Genomic DNA, 24,153 nt, shown 5'->3' with positions numbered 1-24,153 from the left:
CGGCTTTGGCTTTGCAGGTTACCACCTGCGCTTGAGCACAGTTCGGCCAAACGAGAGGCTGCGAACGAACCAGACAACGACTGCGAAGACGAGCAGGTCGGAGAAGCTGTGCGGCTCTCCTTTGATCGATTGAATGTAGATCAGGCCGTGGAACAGGACGAGAAGAAACAGCCACGGATTGGCCAGATGCAGTCTTTTCCAGGCGGAGCTGCCCAACCATTTTTCCGCGCGTCCAGAGGAAGTGCACAAGAGCGCCAGCAAAAGGATGAAGGCGATCGCTCCCAAGTAGTTGGCGACACCCGTAAAGCTCCAGTTCGGAATCGGCCATACGCCGGACTCGGGAGGCGCATAAAGAAACAGGCGCAGCCACCCGCCCGTCTGGTCAGGCCGGGTGTCAGAGATCATGTACAGCTTCGGCTCTCCTTCAAACAGGATCAGCACGAGACAGACATGCAGGATGCCAGTCAGTCCGGCCCAGATGCCGACATCTCTGCGGATGGACAAGCAGGCAGCGGTCCAGCGTCCGGGCAGCCACGACTTGATCGGGCCAATCAAGAGGGTGAGACCGATCAGGAGAAACGAGAGGTAGCCTGCGATCATGCTGCACGCCTCCATAGCCGGGAAAGCGGAAAAGTCAGGCCACATCCATGCTGCGCCAATCAGGACGATCAAAAGAGACATTATGTGGGCGAGCAGGCGAAGCAGATGACGGCGGGGCGTATTCATGTCAGCGACACTCCTTTGCATCCGTTGTTTTCCCGTTAGATGCAACAGCCCCGCTGCATGTTACAGGCACTGGCTCGGTGGTCATGGCGCGGTTGGTTTATGTATAATAGAAGAGATTTGAAGGACCCAAGTTCGTCATATACAAGGAGTTTTGCTGATATGCCGCTACATATTGTTTTGCACGAGCCGCTCATTCCTGCCAACACGGGGAATATCGCCCGTTCCTGCGCAGCGACTGGCGCTCATTTGCATTTGATTCACCCGCTTGGCTTTTCGACAGAGGATCGCTATTTGAAGCGGGCTGGCCTCGATTACTGGCACGCGGTGAACATCCACCATCACGAGAGCTTTGAGCATTTTGCCGCGGCGCAGGGAGAGGGAGCAGGCACGTTTTACTTCGTGGAGACGTGGGGCGAGAAGCTGTACACCGATGTTTCCTTTCGCGATGGCGACTACATTATTTTGGGCAAGGAGACCACCGGCTTGCCGGAGGAACTGGCGGAGAGGTACCGGGAGCAAACGATTCGCATTCCGATGAGCGGAGCCACCCGCTCCGTCAATCTGTCCAACTGTGCGGCGATCGTTTTGTTTGAAGGCTTGCGGCAGCTAGGTTTTCCGGGGCTGAATTAGGGCACGATGACAAACGCCTTCGCTTACAGCAGCAACAACAAGCAGGGCGTCGATGAAAAAGGGAGAGAACGCAAATGACTGTGAACACGATCCTGTTTGATCTGGACGGAACGCTCCTGGAAATGCAGACCGAGCCTTTTGTCAAAAGCTATTTGGTCGAGGTAGGCCGCCATGTTGGCGACAAGTACGATACGGAAAAGCTCCTGAAGCTGATTTGGGACGCAACCAAGGCGATGATTATGAGCCAGGAGCCGGAGAAGACGAATGAACAGGTGTTCATCGAATATTTTACCGCGCACAGCGAATGGGATCGCGAAGAGGTGTGGCCGCTGTTCGATTCCTTTTACCGCGATGTGTTCCCGACGCTGTCCCATCTGACCTATCCTTCGCCGTGGGGCAAAAAAATTGTGGATGCGGCCAAGGCGCAAGGCTATCGGGTCGCGGTCGCCACCAATCCGGTCTTTCCGCGCGATGCGATTTTCCATCGGCTCGCCTGGATCGGCATGAGCGCGGACGATTTCGAACTGGTGACCGTCTATGAGGAGTCGCATTATACGAAGCCGAATCCCGGCTATTTCGCGGAAATTTGCCAAAAGCTCGGCGTGGAGCCGACCGACTGCATCATGATCGGCAACCACATGCAGGAAGACATGGTCGCGTCGAAGCTGGGGATGAAGACGTACCTCGTCACGAACTGGCTGGAAGACCGCGGCGAGCCGCAGTATCCGGTCGATCAGCGAGGCTCGTTGGAGGAATTGTATCAGGCGATTACGGAGCGGACAGGCGTGTTTGCCAAAGCATAAATTGCGCTGGCTGTCGTCGCCGGCAACGAGCAAGCAGGCTGTTTGCCGCAAAAGCGGGGCAGCCTGCTTTTTCACATACTTTTCCCAAAGTCGTGCGGCAGGCTTGTTTACGTAGCAATCACGCTTCGTACACAAGAAGGAGGAACCAACGTGAAAAAAATGGTTTCGACTATGGCCATGGCTGCTTTGCTGTTCAGCGGAATTTCTGTCGCGAGTGCAGAGGAAAAAGCGGCGGATACGACCGTTACAGATTTTCCGAACGAGAAAGCCCGCTACGGTGCGATAGCACCCCCTTTAGGGGCGGGATGAGAGTGAGGTCAAATACGGAGTACCACGAATAAATCGAAGGTTTGTGGTACTTCAAGTATTTGAAAATTCCACTCTTTTTTGTTGTTCATCTGTTGTAGTATATAAAACAAACTGATACGATAGGTGTATGAACGAATACAGAAGAACAAGCACAACCCTTTCATTATTAAACTACCATTTTGTGTTCTGCCCTCGGTACAGAAGAAAGATTTTTCTGCAAGCAGATGTAGAACAACGCTTCAAAGAGTTGGTACATGAAGGGTGTGAGGAACTGCAAATTGTGATTGTTGCTCTTGAATGCGACAAAGACCATACGCATATGTTTCTCAACGCACTCCCATCATTAAGCCCTGCGGATATGATGGCAAAAATGAAAGGAGTGGTTTCCACATCTTCGGCATTTGCCGAGTTTGTGGACACGCTCATACTTCGTTTCTACCGCAGGAAATGTATCAAGTGAAACGATAAAGCGATATGTCGAACAACAGAAAACAAGGGGGTGAAAATCATGTCGCAGACCATCACAGTCAAAGTGAAATTGCTTCCAACAAAAGAACAGGCTTCTATTTTGCGTGAGATGAGTCAAACGTACCTCTCCACTATCAATGCTCTCGTTTCCGAAATGGTTGCTGAAAAGAAAAGCACAAAGAAGTCGAGTAAGGATATTTCTGCTTCTTTGCCAAGTGCCGTTAAAAATCAAGCTATCAAGGACGCGAAAAGTGTGTTTAAGAAAGCGAAGAAAAGCAAATTCACTACTGTTCCTGTTTTGAAGAAACCTGTCTGCATTTGGAACAATCAAAACTACTCGTTTGATTTCACGCACATTTCCATGCCGATTATGATTGACGGCAAGGTAACTAAAACACCTATCCGTGCTTTGTTAGTTGATAAAGACAACCGTAACTTTGCTTTGCTAAAACACAAATTAGGTACGCTTCGAATCACACAGAAAGCAAATAAATGGATTGCCCAAATTTCTGTCACCATACCTACTATGGAAGGAACAGGAGTAAAAGTCATGGGGGTTGATTTGGGATTAAAAGTTCCTGCCGTTGCTGTAACAGATGATGAAAAGGTACGTTTCTTTGGGAATGGCAGACAAAATAAGTACATGAAGCGTAAGTTTCGTTCTGAACGCAAAGCATTAGGCAAAAAGAAAAAGGTAAATGCGATTCGTAGTTCAAAAGATAAAGAACAACGTTGGATGAAAGACCAAGACCATAAGGTTAGTCGTGCTATCGTAAATTTTGCAAAAGACAATAAAATTTCTGTCATTCGCTTGGAACAACTGGCGAATATTAGACAGACGGCAAGAACAAGCCGTAAAAACGAAAAGAATCTGCATACTTGGTCATTTTATCGCCTGTCTCAGTTCATTGAATATAAAGCGAATTTAGTTGGTATTAGAGTTGAGCATGTGAATCCTGCATACACAAGTCAGACATGCCCTAAATGCTCTGAGAAGAATAAGGCACAAGACCGTAAGTATAAATGCAAATGTGGATTCGAAAAACATCGTGATTTAGTCGGTGCTATGAACATTCGATATGCACCTGTGATTGATGGTAACAGTCAATCAGCCTAAGATGCTATATGCACTGTCTTAGGAGGGGCAATGAGATGCCCTCATCTTGAAGGCTGTTCAAAACAGAAATGGACTGCGAACGCTTAGTCATTCAAGAATCCCACCCGTACACCGCAAGGTGGAAGGCTTGCGGCTTTAGCCGTGGGAGTCTCAACCAAGGCAAGGCAGAAAAAGCCGCGAAAGAAGCCGCGAAAGCCCAAAAGCAAGCGGACAAAAAATAGCAGGGACAAGAAGCGTAAACGAACGAAGCTTCAACGAAAAAAAGCAGGTTGCCGTGACAGGCAGCCTGCTTTTTTTCCTGGGAGCGCCGTGCTGATGCCAGCAAACTGCCCGTTAGCTTGTCCCTACAGATTCCAGGTTTTGTCCTCGTTGTAGCCTGCTGTCAGGATGAAGAACAGAAAAGCTGCGAAGACCAACGCTACGATAAACGTACCCATGTTGGACAGCTCCTTTCGTAAACAAACTACTCCCATTATAGCGTAGCCTGCCCACTTTGCAAACGGATTAAAGCTTGTGCGTTCCTTATGTTAAGGACAGTTTTCGGTGATCGTTCCAAAGCTTCAGGAAAGCGCCCAAGGTGATCGGAACACTAAGAATTTCACCTGTATCCAGCTCCATGCCGCGCACCCACTGGTAAACAAAGACAGCGAGGACGATCAATGCGGCGATTCCGGTCAAGTACAGACCTTTCTTGATTTGCATGCGATCTTTTTGCGTATTCATGATTCGGACCTCCCATGTTTGCAGATCAATCAACTGCGCATGAATGATGGCTGATGGATGAGTTAATTGTACGCGACGGATCGGCTTACAAACCATTGCTTTAGCTTACAAAGCAATCAACAAAACCTTACATTTCCGTAATATTCCCTGCCGCGAAAAGAAAATTTGCCACTCGTCATGATTTTTGTGGCAAGATTGCTGAAACTTGTGCTCATGTCTCGCATACACATATGTAAAGGCTTGAAGAGCCTGTTGGCAACCGAAGAAAACGGGTTCCACGCGAATGCGTGACCGCAGGCAGACATATACATGAGAGTACATTGTCGTTAGGGAAGAGAGAGGGGCTTATGAGGGAGGAGTGTCGAACATGGACATTTTAAAACGAATCGCTGAGCACCGGGCCCGAGAAGAAAACCTGATGTGGAGAGGGACTTTCGCCGAGTACTTGCAGCTTGTTCGCAAAAATCCGCAAATTGCCCAGACGGCTCATTCACGCGTCTACAACATGATTAAAAGTGCCGGTGTCGAGGAAAGCGAGGATGGCACACGCTCGTATCAATTTTTCAGCCGGGAAATTTTCGGGCTGGATCGTTCCATTGAACGTCTGGTTGAGGAGTATTTTCACTCAGCAGCACGTCGTCTGGACGTCCGCAAACGCATTTTGCTCTTGATGGGTCCGGTCAGCGGCGGTAAATCCACACTCGTTACCATGCTCAAACGAGGACTGGAGGAGTATTCCCGCACGGACGAAGGCGCCGTCTACGCGCTCGAAGGCTGCCCGATGCAGGAAGAGCCGTTGCATCTGATCCCGCATGAGCTGCGTCCGGAAATTGAGGAAGAGCTGGGCATCAAAATCGAGGGAGAGCTTACTCCTTACAACCGCATGAGATTGGAGACGGAATACGGCGGACGCATCGAAGACTTCCCGGTTTGCCGCATTCTTTTCTCCGAAGCGAACCGTGTCGGGATTGGTACATTCAGCCCCTCTGATCCCAAGTCGCAGGACATTGCCGATTTGACTGGCAGCATCGACTTTTCTACGATTACCAAGTACGGTTCCGAGTCCGATCCCCGCGCCTATCGTTTTGACGGGGAACTGAACAAAGCAAACCGTGGCTTGATGGAGTTCCAGGAAATGCTGAAGTGCGACGAGAAATTCCTCTGGCACCTGCTGTCACTGACGCAGGAAGGAAACTTCAAGGCGGGCCGTTTTGCCCTGATCTCCGCGGATGAGCTGATTGTGGCTCACACGAACGAATCCGAGTACAAAGCCTTCATTGCCAACAGGAAAAACGAAGCGTTGCAGTCTAGGATTATCGTCATGCCGATGCCGTATAACTTGCGCGTCAGCGACGAGGAAAAAATTTATGCGAAATTAATCAAACAATCCGATCTCGGACATGTGCACATTGCCCCGCATGCCCTGCGGTCAGCCGCCATTTTCTCTATTCTTACTCGTTTGAAGGAATCGAAAAAGCAAGGAGCCGATTTGCTCAAGAAAATGCGTCTGTACGATGGCGAATCGGTGGAAGGGTTCAAGGGTGCCGATCTGGAAGAGCTGCGCAACGAGCATGCCGATGAGGGCATGGCCGGGATTGACCCGCGCTACGTCATCAACCGCATCTCCAGCGCGTTGATTCGCCGCGACACCGAGTGCATCAATGCGCTGGACATTCTCCGCGCGCTGAAGGAAGGCTTCGACCAGCATCCGTCGATTACGAAGGAGCAGCGGGAGCGCTACATGAACTTCATCTCCAGCGCCCGCAAGGAATACGACGAGCTGGCGAAAAAAGAAGTGCAAAAAGCGTTTGTCTACAGCTACGAAGAGTCTGCGAAAACGCTCATGGATAACTATCTCGACAACGTCGAAGCGTATTGCAACATGAATAAAATCCGCGACCCCGTCACCGGCGAGGAGATGGATCCAGATGAGCGCCTGATGCGTTCCATCGAGGAGCAGATCGGCATTTCGGAAAACGCCAAGCGGGCATTCCGCGAAGAAATCCTCATCCGCATCTCGGCCTACGCGCGCAAAGGGAAGCGTTTTGACTACAGCACGCACGACCGCCTGCGGGAAGCGATTGAGAAAAAGCTGTTCGCCGACCTCAAGGACGTCGTCAAGATCACGACCTCGAACAAAACGCCGGATGAGCATCAGTTGAAAAAAATCAACGAGGTGACAAAGCGCCTCATCGAAGAGCACAACTATTGCCCGGTTTGCGCCAACGAGCTGCTCCGTTACGTGGGAAGCTTGCTGAACAGGTAAAAAAGCGGTTCGCACAGCCCTGACAAAAACGCACCTACGCTTTATCCCGCACATCATATTCGGCGCAGATTGCGCCAGTTGCTAGGAGGAGACGCCATGGAAGATGCACCATCGTTCATTGTCTCCCGGGAAGACTGGTCGCTGCACCGCAAAGGGTACCAGGACCAAAATCGACACCAGGAAAAAGTGAAAGAAGCGATCAAAAAAAACCTGCCCGATCTCGTCAGCGAAGAAAATATCATCATGTCAAACGGTCGGGAAGTTATCAAGATCCCCATTCGCTCCCTGGATGAATACCGATTGCGTTTTAACTTCCAAAAGGGAAAGCACGGAGGTCAAGGCAAAGGAAACAGCAAGGTAGGAGATGTCATCGCCAAGGACGGCGATCAGGCGCAAGGGCCGGGCAAAGGCCAGGGCGCCGGCGATCAGCCGGGGGTGGATTACTACGAGGCGGAAATCAGCGTCGAGGAATTGCAGGAGATGCTGTTCGCCGAGCTGGAGCTGCCGAACTTGCAGCGCAAGGACGAGGACCAGATTGTCATTGAGGAGACGCGCTTCAACGATGTCCGCAAAAAAGGGCTGATGGGCAACATCGACAAAAAGCGGACCTTGATCGCCGCGATCCGCCGCAACGCCCTTGCCGGCTACAGTGACCTGGAGCTGGGCATCACGGAAGACGACCTGCGTTTCAAGACGTGGGAGGAAATCATCAAGCCGCATTCCAACGCAGTCATTATTGCCATGATGGATACTTCAGGCAGTATGGGCGTCTTCGAAAAGTACATCGCCCGCAGCTTTTTCTTCTGGATGGTTCGTTTCCTGCGCACGAAGTACGAAAAAGTAGAAATCGTCTTCATCGCGCACCATACAGATGCGAAGGAAGTGACGGAGGACACCTTTTTCTCGAAAGGCGAGAGCGGGGGGACGATTTGTTCCTCCGCCTACAGAAAAGCGCTGGAGATCATCGACAGCCGCTATCCGCCGTCCCAGTACAACATTTACCCGTTCCACTTTTCCGACGGCGACAACCTGACATCCGACAACGAGCGCTGCGTGAAGCTGGTCAAAGAGCTCATGGAGAGATGCAACATGTTCGGTTATGGAGAGGTCAACCAGTATAACAGGCACTCAACACTCATGTCAGCGTATCGCCACATCAAGGAGCCCAAGTTCCTGCATTGCGTGATTCGGGAAAAGGGCGAGGTTTACAAGGCGCTTCGGACGTTTTTTGGGAAAAAAGAAGCAGTAACGTGAGGGGCGCGTCAGGGAAAAAGGGAAGGAACCAAGGGAGAGCCGATTTCATCCTGGTGAGGGATGGAGTTGGCTTTTCCCTTTTCGAGAACGCACGGAGGAGATAGCGTCTGGAGCACGGAAAGGCGGATTGGACTTACAGTTTGTTAGTTGGCGTCAAAAAGATAGTAATGTAGTTTGTATGTACAAACAATATGTGAACAAAGGAGCATATTCTGTGAAAACCCACTAGCGTTGCATAAAAGATGAATCGGATTATTGACTGATTATTCTGAATGTAATTTTTCAGCTTCGTAATCAAAAAGGGCAGCAACCAACCAAAAGGTAGCCACTATCCATTTGGTAGTTTTATACATTTACTCCAGCGGTGACAACAACAAACAACATCCACTTCCTTTTCTGTCGCCCTCTTGATGTTCGTCTGGATTGGTAATTCATTCGTCCAAACCATTGCTCGAACGTTTGCCAGAGAAAAACTTTCAGCCATCTACTGATTTGCAACAGACTGTGCGGACCGTTTTTTCCCAGTTTGACTAGGAGCAACAAGCAGTAGGCAATGAGAGCGAGAAAGACTTGATTTCTTACAGCATTGTCACTCGTGCCATAGAAGTTCTTGATCTTTACATGCTGTTTCATCCACTTGAAAAACAGTTCTATTTGCCAGCGCCAACGATAGATGTCACTGAGTTCATCTGCTTCCCAGTCGAAGCGATTCGTAATGATTCGAATACGATTTCCTTTCGAATCCAGCGTCTCAATCAGTCGCAACACGTTATCCACCCGTTTTTGTGGCGTTCCAAGCAAGATCATGGAATCCGATAAAACAGAGCTTTCTGGTGGTATTTTGAAAGTATAGAGATGGCGAATTTCCGCGTTATCTTTCAGACGTGAAGCGAAAAAGATGTCTTTGTCCGTGTATTCATCAAACTTTTCGTAATCCACGTATTCTCGATCAAAGACGTACATGGCTCCGATCTCGTCAATCAGCGATTCCATTTGCGTGCGGTCATTAGACTTGGCATACGTAAGGGAAATCTTATCAGGATACACATCCTCCTGATTGGCAAATACGAGACGAAGATGAATCTTGATTCCCGCCTTGGTTTTTCGGAAGGTTGCCCATTGGTACTTCTGCATTACGAGGATATTGAATGATTTGAAAAGATTAATGCAACGCTAGTGGTGAAAACATTAGTCATTGTGGCTCACCCCCATTTAAACGAATCGCGCGTAAATAAAGCGTGGGTAGAAAGAATGAAGCAGGAAGCGGACGCCTGCGCTGTTGAAGCAGTGGCAGGATGTTGTCTTGACGTATGGCTGGGCGTACGGCTCCGAAGGAAACAAGCTGCACAACAAGGAATTTTTGCTGGCGATTTCCGTCGGAGGACCGGAGCAAGCCTACGAGCGGGATGGCTACAACTATTTCACGATCGCCGAGCTGACGACGCCGCATGTTAAGGCAGCGAATCGCGTACTTAATCTCCTCACAACTATTTCACGATCGCCGAGCTGACGACGCCGCTGCAAGCGATGGCGAATTTGACGGGAATGAAGTACCTTGCGCCGTTCAGATTCCACGGTATGATGCAGGCGTCGGAGGAACAGATCAAGCACAGCGCCGAAGAATACGTCAAGCATGCCCTGAATCCTGCTCTGGCCACCGAAGGCGTGCGCTAACCATCCGATTGACTGGGAAATAACAGCTCCAGCTGCTTTCTGGCATGGTCCGTCATGAGGAAAAAGGAAAAGCAGAACGCTCCTTTTCGCCGACGTACGCCACTTTGTTGATGGCTGTGAACGAAAAAGAGAGGTCACGCCAACGGAACTGTCGCAGCTGCTGCATATGACGCCGTCGACGATCACGCGGTTGGTTGACAAGATGGTGCAAAAAGGACAGTTGGAGCGGAAGATAGAAGGAAAGCACGTCTTGATCTGGCAGACGGACAAAGGAAGAGAAGCGCAGGCAGACATCGCAGTCGCGGTGCAAGAATTGCATGGCCGCTATTCGGCAGTCCTTGGGTAAGGCGAGGGCAGAAGCTTGACTGCCATGATTCATCGCGCGAGTGAGCGATTGGATCAAGCGAAAGGATGACTGCCTCGGTTCTTGATGCAGGAAACAGAGTGGAGAGCCGACTTCATTCGCAAGAGAATGAGGTCGGTTTTTTAATATTTATAATAGCGACTTGAAAGGAGTGAGGTCTTGAGTGGTGATTTTCTACAGGGTGGATCAAATCGCGGTTGTGTTGTATTTGGAAAAAAAGTAAGATATAAGTATCGGCCGTATGCTAGAGGCGACAGGCCGTTTTGATATTCCGTGCGTGTGCATTATAGACCCTCTACAAGTCTATTCCCACGGATAATTTCGAATTTCCACTATGCTTTCGAAAAATGAAGACGCGAGCAATCTCCCAGCCCTAAAAACGCCAAGGATGCTCGCAAGCGTTGGGAGAGTAGGCGTCAAACTGAGTTGGAAAGAAAAAAGCTCCTTGAATTTCAAGAAAAATGGTACCTAAAAAAAGACTGCTCGAAAACGGGCTGAGAAAAGCCTGAGAATCAAGGGATTGAGAAGACAGGGGTTCGAAAGCTTAGTGGAAAGCTTCGGGATTAGCACTCTGAACGTGCGCCTCTCCCGGCGCACGTTGCGGCGTTCGAAAGCTTAGTGGAAAGCTTCGGGATTAGCACTCTGAACGTGCGCCTCTCCCGGCGCACGTTGCGGCGGTTCGAAAGCTTAGTGGAAAGCTTCGGGATTAGCACAACCGGGCCGCTTGTCGATGTCCGCAGGGCTCGCGGTTCGAAAGCTTAGTGGAAAGCTTCGGGATTAGCACGTTCCACGTAAACGCGTCCGCCTCGTTCCAAGTCGTTCGAAAGCTTAGTGGAAAGCTTCGGGATTAGCACTACGTGCATGCGCGCAAGATTTTCGGTGGGAACGGAAGTTCGAAAGCTTAGTGGAAAGCTTCGGGATTAGCACTAGCAGCAGGAATGCTCCCGTCATTTATTGGCATGGTTCGAAAGCTTAGTGGAAAGCTTCGGGATTAGCACTCTGAACGTGCGCCTCTCCCGGCGCACGTTGCGGCGCTGTTCGAAAGCTTAGTGGAAAGCTTCGGGATTAGCACTCTGAACGTGCGCCTCTCCCGGCGCACGTTGCGGCGTTCGAAAGCTTAGTGGAAAGCTTCGGGATTAGCACACAATAGTATCAAAAATAAATTCTCAAGCCCTAGAGTTCGAAAGCTTAGTGGAAAGCTTCGGGATTAGCACAGATCGATGCCAAATAGACTTTACAGATGAGATCGTTCGAAAGCTTAGTGGAAAGCTTCGGGATTAGCACCAAGATCTTTTTCGTTAAGGCGATCACAGCCATCTTCAGTTCGAAAGCTTAGTGGAAAGCTTCGGGATTAGCACGCGGCTGACCCGACGGTGGACACTACGCAAGTCACAGTTCGAAAGCTTAGTGGAAAGCTTCGGGATTAGCACTATTAAAAGGAGATGACAAAGAATGGAGTTTGTAAGTAAGTTCGAAAGCTTAGTGGAAAGCTTCGGGATTAGCACACAAGCACCTGTTGAACGTGAACCTGGATGAGCTGAGTTCGAAAGCTTAGTGGAAAGCTTCGGGATTAGCACTCAGACTCCAAATAAGCCAAACGCGCCATTAACTCAGCCGTTCGAAAGCTTAGTGGAAAGCTTCGGGATTAGCACGGAACATTTTGATCGTGAGCGCAAAAGGTTCCTGAGTTCGAAAGCTTAGTGGAAAGCTTCGGGATTAGCACTGGCAAAAACCTCCTAAGAGACAGGATGATTGCCACATCGTTCGAAAGCTTAGTGGAAAGCTTCGGGATTAGCACGCAGTACCAGCACCAGCATCAGGTATAACAACCTCAGTTCGAAAGCTTAGTGGAAAGCTTCGGGATTAGCACCTACAGACAAGACCAGGTATAACGTTGGGGAAACGGTAACTGGTTCGAAAGCTTAGTGGAAAGCTTCGGGATTAGCACGACGAAATGGCGGAGATCAACCGCGTCATCTGCGGTTCGAAAGCTTAGTGGAAAGCTTCGGGATTAGCACTCTGTACGTTATCGTGCCGTGGTGTTCACTGGTGTAGGGTTCGAAAGCTTAGTGGAAAGCTTCGGGATTAGCACTCGTCATTTTTTGATGAGTTGAACAAGGACGGTATCCTGGTTCGAAAGCTTAGTGGAAAGCTTCGGGATTAGCACGATCCAGCAACGGTTGGATGTCAGTTCTCGTAATGGTCGGTTCGAAAGCTTAGTGGAAAGCTTCGGGATTAGCACAAGCGCACGGGGAAAGAAATTATCGACCGCAAAACCATTGTTCGAAAGCTTAGTGGAAAGCTTCGGGATTAGCACCCTTCGCCACTTCGTCCTGCCAGTTGGCTTGCTGAGTTCGAAAGCTTAGTGGAAAGCTTCGGGATTAGCACGTGGGTGCTGCGCTCGGTGTCGCAGGTCTTGCGGCTCGTTCGAAAGCTTAGTGGAAAGCTTCGGGATTAGCACCATCGCAATCAAACACCCGTTCTTGCTCCCAAAGCTCCGTGTTCGAAAGCTTAGTGGAAAGCTTCGGGATTAGCACTTGGACGTTGATCGCGCGGGAAGTTCCGTCGTTGGATGTTCGAAAGCTTAGTGGAAAGCTTCGGGATTAGCACCTTGTCCGACGAGTGCCATAATGTTTTTCAGAGAAGAGGTTCGAAAGCTTAGTGGAAAGCTTCGGGATTAGCACAAGTACCGTTTTCGCATGATCGCTGAACGCTTCCAGTACGGGTTCGAAAGCTTAGTGGAAAGCTTCGGGATTAGCACCTTCTGATTTCCGTTGTGTTCTCTCTCTTTTTTCGTTCGAAAGCTTAGTGGAAAGCTTCGGGATTAGCACTATTTGCAGGCGCGTGTTGATGAGTGGAAGGCATCGTTCGAAAGCTTAGTGGAAAGCTTCGGGATTAGCACATGTCGAACGTTTTGGTCTTTTATACCTAAAAAAAGTAGTTCGAAAGCTTAGTGGAAAGCTTCGGGATTAGCACGTGCGTGCTATCGAAGAGTTCTACGAATTCAACAAGTTCGAAAGCTTAGTGGAAAGCTTCGGGATTAGCACGCAAAATGGAATGCTTCTAGGGTTTGAAGCCTCTTTGTTCGAAAGCTTAGTGGAAAGCTTCGGGATTAGCACTCATTTTTATGAGCTAGTCGGCGCTCCATCTGTTTCCTGGTTCGAAAGCTTAGTGGAAAGCTTCGGGATTAGCACCTTTAGAGCAGGAAATGCTAGAGCGACAGGCAGGGTTCGAAAGCTTAGTGGAAAGCTTCGGGATTAGCACCAACTCTTTCCAGCGATCATAAAAATACTGGTTATCAGGTTCGAAAGCTTAGTGGAAAGCTTCGGGATTAGCACCGATATTCATGCCGACGGGCGATCACGATGAGTTGTGTTCGAAAGCTTAGTGGAAAGCTTCGGGATTAGCACGCTGCTGCTCCAGTCGCTGCTGCTCGGTTACATCCGCGTTCGAAAGCTTAGTGGAAAGCTTCGGGATTAGCACGAAGCCGGAAAAGTCGATCAGAAACATTACTTTACCGTTCGAAAGCTTAGTGGAAAGCTTCGGGATTAGCACCGGGAATAAGCAGGACAGCTATTACGAAATTCTAAGTTCGAAAGCTTAGTGGAAAGCTTCGGGATTAGCACCCCACCAAAACAAAGCGACTGCTATCGTTTGTGCAAGTAAAGTCGTTCGAAAGCTTAGTGGAAAGCTTCGGGATTAGCACCCGACATATCGCAAATCATCCTCCGATAGCGGCAAAGTTCGAAAGCTTAGTGGAAAGCTTCGGGATTAGCACGGAAAGAGGCCGTACACACGATGCGAGATATAGACGCAGGTTCGAAAGCTTAGTGGAAAGCTTCGGGATTAGCACGTCCCAATGGGGGAGGGTGAGAAGCTGACCGTTAGGTTCGAAAGCTTAGTGGAAAGCTTCGGGATTAGCACCTGTCGCGGCCCACTCTTATGCCACTGGATCATGTTTCGTTCGAAAGCTTAGTGGAAAGCTTCGGGATTAGCACGGAATCTTCCGCGAAATATTGAATGTCCATAGGGAAGTTCGAAAGCTTAGTGGAAAGCTTCGGGATTAGCACGAGTGGATGGCGCGGGCGTACTCGTCCATTAGCGGTTCGAAAGCTTAGTGGAAAGCTTCGGGATTAGCACGTTTTTTCGCTTTAAAATTCGGAAGTAAAGGAGTTGATCGTTCGAAAGCTTAGTGGAAAGCTTCGGGATTAGCACCGCCGATGGAAAGCCCCTTTTTCCTCATAAGCTGAATGTTCGAAAGCTTAGTGGAAAGCTTCGGGATTAGCACTAAAACAAGAATGATTGCAAACATTCACGATGAAATTCAGGTTCGAAAGCTTAGTGGAAAGCTTCGGGATTAGCACACAAGCAACTCATTGTTTTGCCAGTAACAGTATTGTTCGAAAGCTTAGTGGAAAGCTTCGGGATTAGCACACAATAATACGATCCCATTCGTTTGTTGTTGGACTCGTTCGAAAGCTTAGTGGAAAGCTTCGGGATTAGCACATCGGGCAGCGCATGTAGAAAAAGAAGTCGTTTCGCGTTCGAAAGCTTAGTGGAAAGCTTCGGGATTAGCACAAATGGGTCTATACTGACTTTACTGACTATCATTTGTTCGAAAGCTTAGTGGAAAGCTTCGGGATTAGCACTCATCAATTTTTTCAATCAATGTTGGCAACAATTCACCGTTCGAAAGCTTAGTGGAAAGCTTCGGGATTAGCACATTTTGCGAATCTTCAATTTCTGCATATTTATTTCCTGTTCGAAAGCTTAGTGGAAAGCTTCGGGATTAGCACATTGTATTGCACTTTTTCGACATTGACAACCTCATAGTTCGAAAGCTTAGTGGAAAGCTTCGGGATTAGCACGGAAGCGTGCAATACCCGTTGACAGACACGATCCTCGTTCGAAAGCTTAGTGGAAAGCTTCGGGATTAGCACAAGACCTGACTGCGGGCGTTGCTACCCGTGATGCAGATGTTCGAAAGCTTAGTGGAAAGCTTCGGGATTAGCACTCATCAACAGTAGGGCTAACTTCGACAGCAAGCTAGAGGTTCGAAAGCTTAGTGGAAAGCTTCGGGATTAGCACGGACTACGACGACAATTATCCTTGGGGTGACTAGATGTTCGAAAGCTTAGTGGAAAGCTTCGGGATTAGCACAACGCATCTTTTACGGTCTGCTGTGCACCGTCCCAGTTCGAAAGCTTAGTGGAAAGCTTCGGGATTAGCACGTTGGAGCGAACGCTTCGTTACAGGCTTACGGTTAGTTCGAAAGCTTAGTGGAAAGCTTCGGGATTAGCACTGGCTTTGGCACAGCAATACATGGCAGACAAGGCGCTGGTGTTCGAAAGCTTAGTGGAAAGCTTCGGGATTAGCACCAGAAACTATAAGCGGTTGCTTGGGTTATGTTATAGTTGTTCGAAAGCTTAGTGGAAAGCTTCGGGATTAGCACCTAAAAGCTGAGGCATTCCCGAACCATGATTGTTGTGTTGGTTCGAAAGCTTAGTGGAAAGCTTCGGGATTAGCACGGTTACTCGGTATCGTTACAATTGGCATTTATTATCTGTTCGAAAGCTTAGTGGAAAGCTTCGGGATTAGCACATGCGCCTTTTGTGCAAGCATGTTCCAATCTTTCACATGTTCGAAAGCTTAGTGGAAAGCTTCGGGATTAGCACTCCAGCCTGTTTAATCGCCAATGGATCGCGAACATCGAGTTCGAAAGCTTAGTGGAAAGCTTCGGGATTAGCACCATCGAAATCGTGTGGGGAAAGAGTCGTCGCGTGTTAAGAAGTTCGAAAGCTTAGTGGAAAGCTTCGTGGTTAGCACAGCTTGTCCAACTTGATGCTCCTTTTCATCGTTCGAAAACTTGGTGAAATACCTTGAAAATTAACACATCAAAGATGCCCCTGCTTTACGTTAGGGGCATCTTTCTATTAAATAACCTATAGTGAACTTCAAAATCATTGATCTCTTGATAATAATATATACCAAATTCAATAGTCATAGTGAGAGGTTTACAGGTGCTCGATACGTTTTCTTGCAAAAAAGAAGCAGTCAGGCAAAAAATGGATTAAAAGAAAACTGGTTTCATTTGGAAAGGGAGAGCATTGGCTTTTCTCTTTGTAAATAAAGTGCAAGCTTTGTAATAAGCTTCTAGTGGAGAAGTGATTGTTTGAATCACCCAATGCACACGCACTAAAGTTAGACGAACCTATAATTCGTATTAGTAAGTATAGTACATGAAGAAAAATGCAACAAGCATTTAATCTCTTTTAAATAAAGAATTGATAGCTGTTAGTATTGATAGTATATTATACCTTATAGATGTTCGATTTTTTTGAAATTCAAAAATCATACTTAGTAAAGAAAGGAAATAACGTCATGGACAAGCGAAAGCGTAGAAGTTACGAGTTTAGGTGGGAAGCGGGAGGCACCAGTCATGGCAATCCGTAGCATAAAACTAAAACTAAAAACCCACACAGGCCCGGAAGCGCAAAACCTCCGAAAAGGAATATGGCGGACGCATCGGTTGTTAAATGAAGGCGTCGCCTATTACATGAAAATGCTCCTGCTCTTTCGTCAGGAAAGCACTGGTGAACGGCCAAAAGAAGAACTACAGGAAGAACTGATTTGTCACATACGCGAACAGCAACAACGAAATCAGGCAGATAAAAATACGCAAGCGCTTCCGCTAGATAAGGCACTGGAAGCTTTGCGCCAACTATATGAACTGCTTGTCCCCTCCTCGGTCGGACAAAGTGGCGACGCCCAGATCATCAGCCGAAAGTTTCTCAGCCCGCTCGTCGATCCGAACAGCGAAGGCGGCAAAGGTACTTCGAAGGCAGGGGCAAAACCCACTTGGCAGAAGAAAAAAGAAGCGAACGACCCAACCTGGGAACAGGATTACGAAAAATGGAAAAAAAGACGCGAGGAAGACCCAACCGCTTCTGTGATTACTACTTTGGAGGAATACGGCATTAGACCGATCTTTCCCCTGTACACGAACACCGTAACAGATATCGCGTGGTTGCCACTTCAATCCAATCAGTTTGTGCGAACCTGGGACAGAGACATGCTTCAACAAGCGATTGAAAGACTGCTCAGTTGGGAGAGCTGGAACAAACGTGTCCAGGAAGAGTATGCCAAGCTGAAAGAAAAAATGGCTCAACTGAACGAGCAACTCGAAGGCGGTCAGGAATGGATCAGCTTGCTAGAGCAGTACGAAGAAAACCGAGAGCGAGAGCTTAGGGAAAACATGACCGCTGCCAATGACAAGTATCGGATTACCAAGCGGCAAATGAAAGGCTGGAACGAGCTGTACGAGCTATGGTCAACCTTTCCCGCCAGTGCCAGTCACGAGCAATACAAAGAGGCGCTCAAGCGTGTGCAGCAGCGACTGAGAGGGCGGTTTGGGGATGCTCATTTCTTCCAGTATCTGATGGAAGAGAAGAACCGCCTGATCTGGAAGGGGAATCCGCAGCGTATCCATTATTTTGTCGCGCGCAACGAACTGACGAAACGGCTGGAGGAAGCCAAGCAAAGCGCCACGATGACGTTGCCCAATGCCAGGAAGCATCCATTGTGGGTGCGCTTCGATGCACGGGGAGGAAATTTGCAAGACTACTACTTGACGGCTGAAGCGGACAAACCGAGAAGCAGACGTTTTGTAACGTTTAGTCAGTTGATATGGCCAAGCGAATCGGGATGGATGGAAAAGAAAGACGTCGAGGTCGAGCTAGCTTTGTCCAGGCAGTTTTACCAGCAGGTGAAGTTGCTGAAAAATGACAAAGGCAAGCAGAAAATCGAGTTCAAGGATAAAGGTTCGGGCTCGACGTTTAACGGACACTTGGGGGGAGCAAAGCTACAACTGGAGCGGGGCGATTTGGAGAAGGAAGAAAAAAACTTCGAGGACGGGGAAATCGGCAGCGTTTACCTTAACGTTGTCATTGATTTCGAACCTTTGCAAGAAGTGAAAAATGGCCGCGTGCAGGCGCCGTATGGACAAGTACTGCAACTCATTCGTCGCCCCAACGAGTTTCCCAAGGTCACTACCTATAAGTCGGAGCAACTTGTTGAATGGATAAAAGCTTCGCCACAACACTCGGCTGGGGTGGAGTCGCTGGCATCCGGTTTTCGTGTAATGAGCATAGACCTTGGGCTGCGCGCGGCTGCAGCGACTTCTATTTTTTCTGTAGAAGAGAGTAGCGATAAAAATGCGGCTGATTTTTCCTACTGGATTGAAGGAACGCCGCTGGTCGCTGTCCATCAGCGGAGCTATATGCTCAGGTTGCCTGGTGAACAGGTAGAAAAACAGGTGATGGAAAAACGGGACGAGCGGTTCCAGCTACACCAACGTGTGAAGTTTCAAATCAGAGTGCTCGCCCAAATCATGCGTATGGCAAATAAGCAGTATGGAGATCGCTGGGATGAACTCGACAGCCTGAAACAAGCGGTTGAGCAGAAAAAGTCGCCGCTCGATCAAACAGACCGGACATTTTGGGAGGGGATTGTCTGCGACTTAACAAAGGTTTTGCCTCGAAACGAAGCGGACTGGGAACAAGCGGTAGTGCAAATACACCGAAAAGCAGAGGAATACGTCGGAAAAGCCGTTCAGGCATGGCGCAAGCGCTTTGCTGCTGACGAGCGAAAAGGCATCGCAGGTCTGAGCATGTGGAACATAGAAGAATTGGAGGGCTTGCGCAAGCTGTTGATTTCCTGGAGCCGCAGGACGAGGAATCCGCAGGAGGTTAATCGCTTTGAGCGAGGCCATACCAGCCACCAGCGTCTGTTGACCCATATCCAAAACGTCAAAGAGGATCGCCTGAAGCAGTTAAGTCACGCCATTGTCATGACTGCCTTGGGGTATGTTTACGACGAGCGGAAACAAGAGTGGTGCGCCGAATACCCGGCTTGCCAGGTCATTCTGTTTGAAAATCTGAGCCAGTACCGTTCTAACCTGGATCGCTCGACCAAAGAAAACTCCACCTTGATGAAGTGGGCGCATCGCAGCATTCCGAAATACGTCCACATGCAGGCGGAGCCATACGGGATTCAGATTGGCGATGTCCGGGCGGAATATTCCTCTCGTTTTTACGCCAAGACAGGAACGCCAGGCATTCGTTGTAAAAAGGTGAGAGGCCAAGACCTGCAGGGCAGACGGTTTGAGAACTTGCAGAAGAGGTTAGTCAACGAGCAATTTTTGACGGAAGAACAAGTGAAACAGCTAAGGCCCGGCGACATTGTCCCGGATGATAGCGGAGAACTGTTCATGACCTTGACAGACGGAAGCGGAAGCAAGGAGGTCGTGTTTCTCCAGGCCGATATTAACGCGGCGCACAATCTGCAAAAACGTTTTTGGCAGCGATACAATGAACTGTTCAAGGTTAGCTGCCGCGTCATCGTCCGAGACGAGGAAGAGTATCTCGTTCCCAAGACAAAATCGGTGCAGGCAAAGCTGGGCAAAGGGCTTTTTGTGAAAAAATCGGATACAGCCTGGAAAGATGTATATGTGTGGGACAGCCAGGCAAAGCTGAAAGGTAAAACAACCTTTACAGAAGAGTCTGAGTCGCCCGAACAACTGGAAGACTTTCAGGAGATCATCGAGGAAGCAGAAGAGGCGAAAGGAACATACCGTACACTGTTCCGCGATCCTAGCGGAGTCTTTTTTCCCGAATCCGTATGGTATCCCCAAAAAGATTTTTGGGGCGAGGTGAAAAGGAAGCTGTACGGAAAATTGCGGGAACGGTTTTTGACAAAGGCTCGGTAAGGGTGTGCAAGGAGAGTGAATGGCTTGTCCTGGATACCTGTCCGCATGCTAAATGAAATTCAGTATTGTGAGCGACTGTACCATATTATGCATGTGCAGGGGCTGTTTGAGGAAAGCGCAGACACGGTCGAAGGAGCAGCACAACACAAGCGTGCAGAGACACATCTGCGCAAAAGCAAGGCAGCGCCGGAAGAGATGTGGGGGGACGCTCCGTTTAGCTTGCAGCTCGGCGACCCTGTGCTTGGCATTACGGGAAAGCTGGATGCCGTCTGTCTGGAAGAAGGTAAGCAGTGGATTCCGGTAGAAGGAAAGCATTCGGCGTCGCCAGAAGGCGGGCAGATGTTCAATGTAGGCGTGTATTCGCTGGACGGTTCTGCCTGGCCCAACGACCAAATCCAATTGTGTGCGCAAGGCTTGCTGCTTCGCGCGAATGGATATGAATCCGATTATGGCTACTTATACTACCGTGGCAATAAAAAGAAGGTTCGCATTCCTTTTTCGCAGGAACTCATAGCGGCTACTCACGCCTGCATTCAAAAAGCTCATCAGCTTCGGGAAGCCGAAATTCCCCCTCCGTTGCAGGAGTCGAAAAAGTGCTTTCGCTGCTCGTTAAATTACGTATGCATGCCTGACGAGACGAATTACATGTTGGGGTTGAGCGCAAACATCAGAAAGATTGTGCCCAGTCGTCCAGATGGCGGGGTACTGTATGTTACAGAGCAGGGGGCAAAACTGGGCAGAAGCGGAGAAAGCTTGACCATCACCTGCCGGGGCGAAAAGATAGACGAAATCCCGATCAAAGACTTGATTCACGTGAGCTTGATGGGGCATGTGCAATGCTCTACGCAGCTTCTGCACACCTTGATGAACTGTGGCGTCCACGTCAGCTACTTGACTACGCATGGCACATTGACAGGAATAATGACTCCCCCTTTATCGAAAAACATTCGAACAAGAGCCAAGCAGTTTATCAAATTTCAGCACGCGGAGATCGCCCTTGGAATCGCGAGAAGGGTCGTGTATGCGAAAATTTCCAATCAGCGCACGATGCTGCGCCGCAATGGCTCACCAGATAAAGCAGTTTTAAAAGAGTTAAAAGAGCTTAGAGATCGCGCGTGGGAGGCGCCATCACTGGAAATAGTGAGAGGTATCGAGGGACGTGCAGCACAGTTGTACATGCAGTTTTTCCCTACCATGTTAAAGCACCCAGTAGTAGACGGTATGGCGATCATGAACGGTCGCAACCGTCGCCCGCCCAAAGATCCGGTCAATGCGCTGCTCTCCCTCGGCTATACGCTTCTTTCACGGGATGTTTACTCCGCATGTGCCAATGTCGGACTCGATCCACTGTTCGGCTTTTTCCATACGATGGAGCCGGGCAGACCAGCTTTGGCACTCGATCTGATGGAACCGTTCCGCGCCTTGATTGCCGATAGCGTAGCGATACGTACCTTGAATACGGAGGAACTCACCCTCGGGGACTTTTATTGGGGAAAAGACAGTTGTTATTTGAAAAAGGCAGGAAGACAAACGTATTTCGCTGCCTATGAAAGACGGATGAACGAGACGCTGACGCATCCGCAATTTGGGTATAAGCTCAGCTATCGCCGTATGCTGGAGCTGGAAGCAAGGTTTTTGGCCCGGTATCTGGATGGAGAGCTGGTGGAATATACGCCGCTCATGACAAGGTAGGAAATGACCATGCGACAATTTGTTCTGGTAAGCTATGATATTGCCGATCAAAAACGTTGGAGAAAAGTATTCAAGCTGATGAAGGGGCAAGGCGAGCACGTCCAGTACTCGGTGTTTCTGTGCCAGCTCACCGAGATTCAGCAAGCCAAGCTAAAGGTAAGCCTGGCGGAGCTGGTTCACCATGGAGAAGACCAGGTCATGTTTGTAAAAATCGGCCCAGTGACGAGAGATCAACTGGACAAGCGGATTTCTACTGTTGGCAGGGAGTTTCTGCCTCGCGATTTGACCAAATTTATCTATTAAGGAATGAAGAAAGCTAGTTGTAACAAAAGTGGAAAAAGAGTAAAATAAAGGTGTCAGTCGCACGCTATAGGCCATAAGTCGACTTACATATCCGTGCGTGTGCATTATGGGCCCATCCACAGGTCTATTCCCACGGATAATCACGACTTTCCACTAAGCTTTCGAATTTTATGATGCGAGCATCCTCTCAGGTCAAAAAAGCCGGGGGATGCTCGAACTCTTTGTGGGCGTAGGCTTTCCAGAGTTTTTTAGGGGAAGAGGCAGCCGATGGATAAGAGGAATGGCGATTGAATTTTGGCTTGCTCGAAAAACGGGTCTGTAAGGCTTGCGGCTGTAGGGGTTGAGTGGGAAGGAGTTCGAAAGCTTAGTGGAAAGCTTCGTGGTTAGCACCGGTGACGATGCACGAATCGTCGTCTCCTGCTCGTTCGGTTCGAAAGCTTAGTGGAAAGCTTCGTGGTTAGCACGGAAGGATGCCATATCGACCGTTTCGCCTTGTCCGTTCGAAAGCTTAGTGGAAAGCTTCGTGGTTAGCACGGACGGTTCGACCACCGTCATGCAGCGCCGCAACGTGCGCGTTCGAAAGCTTAGTGGAAAGCTTCGTGGTTAGCACTGAATATTTCTTAGACATTGTAACATGTATTTATACGAAGTTCGAAAGCTTAGTGGAAAGCTTCGTGGTTAGCACGCTTTACGGGAAGCATTTTAAACACATAATCATATCACGTTCGAAAGCTTAGTGGAAAGCTTCGTGGTTAGCACTCTGAACGTGCGCCTCTCCCGGCGCACGTTGCGGCGCTGTTCGAAAGCTTAGTGGAAAGCTTCGTGGTTAGCACTACGATAGTAGCAACCAAAAGTAAAGCATTTAAGTAACGTGTTCGAAAGCTTAGTGGAAAGCTTCGTGGTTAGCACTGGCAAAAACCTCCTAAGAGACAGGATGATTGCCACAGTTCGAAAGCTTAGTGGAAAGCTTCGTGGTTAGCACAAAAGGTCGATAAAAAACTGTCCCATGCTACTCATTCGTTCGAAAGCTTAGTGGAAAGCTTCGTGGTTAGCACGGTCGATACGTCCAAAGTCGTCGATAGCCAAGTCGTTCGAAAGCTTAGTGGAAAGCTTCGTGGTTAGCACTTGATACTGGCTTTTGATGTGGCAATCATCCTGTCTCTTGTTCGAAAGCTTAGTGGAAAGCTTCGTGGTTAGCACATCGCGCTCGCACCAAGCTAACAAGGCCGTGGTCGTTCGAAAGCTTAGTGGAAAGCTTCGTGGTTAGCACGATAGCGTCCTTTCGACACCCATAGAATAACATAGAGTTCGAAAGCTTAGTGGAAAGCTTCGTGGTTAGCACTGAAACTGGTCAAAAGCAAAAACACGGGACGAATCGACGTTCGAAAGCTTAGTGGAAAGCTTCGTGGTTAGCACTCGCAACCCTGTTCGCGCTCGGCCAGCTCGCGGCAGAGTTCGAAAGCTTAGTGGAAAGCTTCGTGGTTAGCACGGGCTTCTCGCCCTGCGGCTGCGCCTGCTGCCGCTCGGTTCGAAAGCTTAGTGGAAAGCTTCGTGGTTAGCACCTGCTCGTTGAACTCGTTTGGCATCTAATCTCCCTCCGTTCGAAAGCTTAGTGGAAAGCTTCGTGGTTAGCACTCACCAAGTAATACCGTAACAAAGGACTCCAACATAGGCCGTTCGAAAGCTTAGTGGAAAGCTTCGTGGTTAGCACCGGATAGAGAGAGTCGAATTGCTTCCGCTGCTCCGTTCGAAAGCTTAGTGGAAAGCTTCGTGGTTAGCACTTAACAAACGATTGTTGCCTTCCATTGGTGTTTACGTTCGAAAGCTTAGTGGAAAGCTTCGTGGTTAGCACCAGTAAATGCCACTTCATGTTCTTACCCTTCAGGTGTTCGAAAGCTTAGTGGAAAGCTTCGTGGTTAGCACCATGATACAATCCCTCCTATTCTTCTTCCGGCAGCGTTCGAAAGCTTAGTGGAAAGCTTCGTGGTTAGCACCTGTCGGCTTCAGCCATTGCATACTCATCCAATTCGGTTCGAAAGCTTAGTGGAAAGCTTCGTG

The 24,153-nt window shown here is 49.0% G+C and carries 15 protein-coding genes, 1 pseudogene and 2 CRISPR repeat arrays (1 of these 18 only partly in view); of the genes and pseudogenes, 13 read left to right on the top strand and 3 right to left on the bottom strand.

Features of this window, described 5'->3' with window-relative positions:
- Positions 1 to 18 precede the first annotated feature (18 nt).
- A complete protein-coding gene (locus tag BA6348_RS23460; protein WP_122953497.1) occupies positions 19 to 726 on the bottom strand; it encodes a ferric reductase-like transmembrane domain-containing protein in 708 nt (235 codons plus the stop codon).
- Between the two features lie 159 nt (positions 727 to 885).
- On the opposite strand from BA6348_RS23460, the gene trmL reads away from it, so the two are divergent.
- The 5 genes and pseudogenes from trmL (at position 886) to BA6348_RS23440 (ending at position 4,053) form a co-directional block, all read left to right on the top strand.
- On the top strand, positions 886 to 1,356 hold the full coding sequence (trmL, locus tag BA6348_RS23455; RefSeq protein WP_122953496.1) for a tRNA (uridine(34)/cytosine(34)/5-carboxymethylaminomethyluridine(34)-2'-O)-methyltransferase TrmL: 471 nt from the start codon (positions 886 to 888) through the stop codon (positions 1,354 to 1,356).
- 74 nt (positions 1,357 to 1,430) lie between these two features.
- The gene (locus BA6348_RS23450) at positions 1,431 to 2,159 is read left to right on the top strand and encodes an HAD family hydrolase (protein ID WP_005835386.1); all 729 of its coding nucleotides are present in this window, start codon (positions 1,431 to 1,433) and stop codon (positions 2,157 to 2,159) included.
- 150 nt (positions 2,160 to 2,309) lie between these two features.
- Positions 2,310 to 2,468, top strand: a complete 159-nt coding sequence (locus tag BA6348_RS26910; protein ID WP_165328965.1) for a hypothetical protein — start codon at positions 2,310 to 2,312, stop codon at positions 2,466 to 2,468.
- 127 nt (positions 2,469 to 2,595) lie between these two features.
- Positions 2,596 to 2,971 (top strand): annotated as a pseudogene (gene tnpA / locus BA6348_RS23445) (IS200/IS605 family transposase).
- Positions 2,972 to 2,976: 5 nt separating this feature from the next.
- The gene (locus BA6348_RS23440) at positions 2,977 to 4,053 is read left to right on the top strand and encodes an RNA-guided endonuclease TnpB family protein (protein WP_129552241.1); all 1,077 of its coding nucleotides are present in this window, start codon (positions 2,977 to 2,979) and stop codon (positions 4,051 to 4,053) included.
- Between the two features lie 522 nt (positions 4,054 to 4,575).
- On the opposite strand, the gene BA6348_RS23435 is transcribed toward BA6348_RS23440, so the two are convergent.
- Positions 4,576 to 4,776 carry a hypothetical protein gene (locus tag BA6348_RS23435; protein WP_007779969.1) on the bottom strand — a complete coding sequence of 67 codons (201 nt, stop codon included), beginning with the start codon at positions 4,774 to 4,776 and terminating at the stop codon, positions 4,576 to 4,578.
- Between the two features lie 367 nt (positions 4,777 to 5,143).
- Between BA6348_RS23435 and BA6348_RS23430 the strand changes: the two genes are divergently transcribed.
- Both BA6348_RS23430 and yhbH read left to right on the top strand, forming a co-directional pair.
- Positions 5,144 to 7,042 (top strand): PrkA family serine protein kinase, encoded by a 1,899-nt coding sequence (locus tag BA6348_RS23430; protein ID WP_025847917.1) that lies wholly within the window; start codon positions 5,144 to 5,146, stop codon positions 7,040 to 7,042.
- A gap of 96 nt (positions 7,043 to 7,138) precedes the next feature.
- The gene (gene yhbH, locus BA6348_RS23425; RefSeq protein ID WP_005835378.1) at positions 7,139 to 8,296 is read left to right on the top strand and encodes a sporulation protein YhbH; all 1,158 of its coding nucleotides are present in this window, start codon (positions 7,139 to 7,141) and stop codon (positions 8,294 to 8,296) included.
- A gap of 345 nt (positions 8,297 to 8,641) precedes the next feature.
- Here the strand turns inward: yhbH and BA6348_RS23420 are convergent, their stop codons facing one another.
- Positions 8,642 to 9,430 carry an IS4 family transposase gene (locus BA6348_RS23420; RefSeq protein ID WP_242507403.1) on the bottom strand — a complete coding sequence of 263 codons (789 nt, stop codon included), beginning with the start codon at positions 9,428 to 9,430 and terminating at the stop codon, positions 8,642 to 8,644.
- Positions 9,431 to 9,599: 169 nt separating this feature from the next.
- On the opposite strand from BA6348_RS23420, the gene BA6348_RS28125 reads away from it, so the two are divergent.
- From BA6348_RS28125 to cas2, 6 genes are all read left to right on the top strand, one after another.
- A complete protein-coding gene (locus BA6348_RS28125; protein ID WP_412677746.1) occupies positions 9,600 to 9,806 on the top strand; it encodes an NAD(P)H-dependent oxidoreductase in 207 nt (68 codons plus the stop codon).
- A 68-nt stretch (positions 9,807 to 9,874) separates the two neighbouring features.
- Complete coding sequence (locus BA6348_RS28120) at positions 9,875 to 9,970, top strand: hypothetical protein (RefSeq protein WP_412677745.1); 96 nt, start codon at positions 9,875 to 9,877, stop codon at positions 9,968 to 9,970.
- Positions 9,971 to 10,136: 166 nt separating this feature from the next.
- Positions 10,137 to 10,316 (top strand): MarR family winged helix-turn-helix transcriptional regulator, encoded by a 180-nt coding sequence (locus BA6348_RS23405; RefSeq protein WP_005835371.1) that lies wholly within the window; start codon positions 10,137 to 10,139, stop codon positions 10,314 to 10,316.
- A gap of 552 nt (positions 10,317 to 10,868) precedes the next feature.
- A CRISPR array of direct repeats spans positions 10,869 to 16,160; the repeat unit is 36 nt; unit sequence GTTCGAAAGCTTAGTGGAAAGCTTCGGGATTAGCAC.
- A gap of 613 nt (positions 16,161 to 16,773) precedes the next feature.
- Positions 16,774 to 20,100, top strand: a complete 3,327-nt coding sequence (gene cas12b, locus BA6348_RS23400) for a type V CRISPR-associated protein Cas12b (protein WP_026557978.1) — start codon at positions 16,774 to 16,776, stop codon at positions 20,098 to 20,100.
- A 24-nt stretch (positions 20,101 to 20,124) separates the two neighbouring features.
- Entirely contained in the window at positions 20,125 to 21,792 is a 1,668-nt protein-coding gene (gene cas4g/cas1g / locus BA6348_RS23395) for a CRISPR-associated endonuclease Cas4g/Cas1g (RefSeq protein WP_129552244.1), read from the top strand.
- A gap of 9 nt (positions 21,793 to 21,801) precedes the next feature.
- Complete coding sequence (cas2, locus tag BA6348_RS23390; protein ID WP_005836160.1) at positions 21,802 to 22,095, top strand: CRISPR-associated endonuclease Cas2; 294 nt, start codon at positions 21,802 to 21,804, stop codon at positions 22,093 to 22,095.
- Positions 22,096 to 22,449: 354 nt separating this feature from the next.
- Positions 22,450 to 24,153: a CRISPR direct-repeat array (repeat unit 36 nt; unit sequence GTTCGAAAGCTTAGTGGAAAGCTTCGTGGTTAGCAC) (it continues 810 nt past the right edge of the window).

Origin of the sequence: Brevibacillus agri (assembly GCF_004117055.1) — a bacterium.
GTDB classification, from domain to species: domain Bacteria; phylum Bacillota; class Bacilli; order Brevibacillales; family Brevibacillaceae; genus Brevibacillus; species Brevibacillus agri.
Note: the sequence above shows the minus strand (reverse complement) of the source record. Positions and strands in the feature narration are given on the sequence as shown.